Source organism: Microbacterium sp. 13-71-7 (assembly GCF_002257455.1).
In the GTDB taxonomy this organism is placed as follows: domain Bacteria; phylum Actinomycetota; class Actinomycetes; order Actinomycetales; family Microbacteriaceae; genus Microbacterium.
Window position 1 is genome coordinate 1 of sequence record NZ_NCKN01000361.1, and the last position, 2,616, is coordinate 2,616.

Below are 2,616 nucleotides of genomic sequence, written 5' to 3' on the forward strand. Positions count from 1 at the left end.
ACGCGCGCGATCCGGGAGCGGCTCGAGGCGGATCCGCGTCTCGTCGACTCGCGGAAGTACCTGGCCCCGGCCCGGGACGCCGTGGCGGGCGAGGCCGCGCGGCTGCTGCGCCTGTTCGCCGGACAGGACCAGTCGTGACGGGGTTCCGTTTCGAAGCGCGCACTTTGCCCGATCTTCGCCCGGAATACAGCGATTTGCGCGCTTCGAACGAGGGTTTCGGAGTCGGCAGGTGAACCGGGCGAACCGGCTGACGGCCATCCTCGACCTCCTCGCGGCGCGGGGGGACGTGTCGGTCGAGGAGCTCGCGGAGCGCTTCGACGCCTCCGCCGCCACGATCCGCCGCGACCTGGACAGCCTGTCCGAGCGGCGGCTGCTCACCCGCACCCATGGCGGGGCGGTGGCGCAGTCCGTCGCCTACGAGCTGCCGATCCGGTACAAGAGCCATCAGCGCACCTCGCAGAAGGATCGCATCGCGCAGGCGGCGTCGGCGCTGGTCGCTCCCGGATCCGTGGTGGGCCTCTCGGGCGGCACCACCACGACGGCGATCGCGACGGCGCTCGCGGCCAGGGAGGACCTCGCCGACCAGGGGCTCACGGTGGTCACGAACGCGGTGAACATCGCCGCCCAGCTCGCCACGCGTCCCGACTTCAAGGTCGTGGTGACCGGTGGGGTGATCCACTCCCGCAGCTACGAGCTCGTGGGGCCGTTCGTGGAGCAGCTGCTCGCGGGCATCGCTCTTGACATCGCCTTCATCGGCGTGAACGCCGTGTCCGCCGAGGGGATGGCGAGCACGCACGACGAGCGCGAGGCGGCCGTGAACCGGCTGATGGCCAGCCGCGCGCGGCGTGCGGTGATCGTCGCCGACTCGTCCAAGATCGGCGCCTCCGCGTTCGCCGCGGTCGGCGGCGCGGACCTCTTCCCGACGCTGCTGACCGACGACGGCCTCGCCCCCGCGGACCGTCGCTCGCTGGTCGAAGCCGGATTCGACGTCGTGCTGGCGGGCTGAGCCGGGTCCGAAGGTCGTCGCCCGCCGGCGGGGTTCCCGGGTCCTTCCCCACAACCTGCCGGAATCCCGGGTTCTGCACAGATCGCGGGCGACGCTCACCATGCGAGGCTCTGCCGTGACATCGTGGGTCCCGCGAGCGAGAATGGGGCATGGCCATGACGGAACCACAGGTGTGGACGCTGATCGGGGTGTTCGCGGCGGTGATGCTCGGAGGCATGACGCTCATGACGACGCTGCTGACGCGCACGATCTCCGCGAAGTTCGACGCCGCCGACAGCCGCATCGAAAGCCTTCGCGGGGAGATGAACGCGCGGTTCGACACGATGGACGTGAAGTTCTCGACGCTCGACAAGGAAGTCGCGACCCTCGCCGAGCGGTTCTGGCGCTCCTGAAGGGCGCATGCGGTCCAGGGGTCAGCGGAGCAGCACCATCGCTCCGGGCGTCATCAGCACAGCCATGACCGCGAGGATCCCGCCCGTCGCCCACGCCCGCCGCCGCCGGAACGCCGACACGACCTCGGTGCGCAGCACCGCGAACGCGGTGAGGTCGGCCTCCGGGAGCGATGTCGAGCCCCACGTCGCGGGGAGGACGGCGACCCGGACCAGCGCGGTGACGTCCTCGGGCGTCAAGATCTGCGGGGAGCGCTCCAGCCGCCGCCCCAGTGCCTCCGCGCGCAGCACCTCGACGCGCGGCGGCCTCTCCTTGACCTGAATGCTCTTCGCGCCGACGATCGCGAGGACCGGCGTCACCTCGACCGTCTGATGCGCCGCCTCGCCGAGCACCTTCGCGGCGCGCGTCGCCTCGAAGTCCGCATTGCGCAGGTGGTCGGTGCGCTGTCCGTTCACGAGGATCCGATGCCCGCCGACCCAGACCTTCGCGCCGTCGTGATGCTTGGTGTTGATCGTGAAGACGCCGCCGGGACCGATCGCCACGTGGTCGATGTCGCTGCCCCGCGTCCCGACCGGCACCGCATGCAGAGTGTGCCATTCGGGGCCGAGCCGGTCGAGGATCCTGCCGACCTCGAGTTCGCCGATCGCACCGACGTACCAGCTCTGGGCGTCCGGTGAGAGCGGCGTCCTTCCGAACAGCCGCTGCATCCTGGTCCTCGGCGGGGCAGCCGACTGCACGCGCAGCGTCTCGGCGATCACGGCGGCGGCAGGGGTGCGGAACCGCAGCGCATCGGGGAGGACGGGGTGGGCGTCGATCGGGGGTTCACGGGGAGTGTCGGGACCCTCGAGCAGGGGCTGAGCACTCGCGCGCTCCGTAGCGACGGCGGCAGGTCTGTCCGGGGTCTCCACGGATCCCTGACACGCGAGGCAGCACACGGTCCTGGCGTACGGCTCGTACACCGCCTCGGTGCCGGCCGGCAGTGCCGTGCCGCAGACCCGGCAACGGCCTGCGTAGCGCAGCCGCATCCGCTTCGCAGACGGATCCTGAGTCGTCATGCCTGGAGCGTAGCGACGCCGGAGCGCGGGCGGCAGAGGGGGTTCGCGATGAGGATGAGGGCTCGCGAGGCCCCGTAACTGTCGTGTTGCGACACCGCACCTAGCGATTCACGACCGATCGCTCATCTGGCGTGCGAGTGGCGTCATCGGATGAGGGCGTTGTCG

General features: G+C 70.9%; 3 protein-coding genes. 2 read left to right on the top strand and 1 reads right to left on the bottom strand.

Annotation, left to right across the window (positions count from 1 at the left end):
* Positions 1-229 precede the first annotated feature (229 nt).
* Together B7X32_RS20230 and B7X32_RS20235 are read left to right on the top strand one after the other, a co-directional pair.
* Positions 230-1,006: a DeoR/GlpR family DNA-binding transcription regulator gene (locus B7X32_RS20230; RefSeq protein ID WP_292723868.1), complete on the top strand. Its 777-nt coding sequence runs from the start codon at positions 230-232 to the stop codon at positions 1,004-1,006.
* Between the two features lie 155 nt (positions 1,007-1,161).
* Complete coding sequence (locus B7X32_RS20235) at positions 1,162-1,398, top strand: hypothetical protein (RefSeq protein ID WP_292723871.1); 237 nt, start codon at positions 1,162-1,164, stop codon at positions 1,396-1,398.
* A gap of 21 nt (positions 1,399-1,419) precedes the next feature.
* On the opposite strand, the gene B7X32_RS20240 is transcribed toward B7X32_RS20235, so the two are convergent.
* Positions 1,420-2,451, bottom strand: coding sequence for a nuclease-related domain-containing protein (locus B7X32_RS20240; protein ID WP_292723874.1), 1,032 nt, complete (start codon positions 2,449-2,451; stop codon positions 1,420-1,422).
* Positions 2,452-2,616 lie beyond the last annotated feature (165 nt).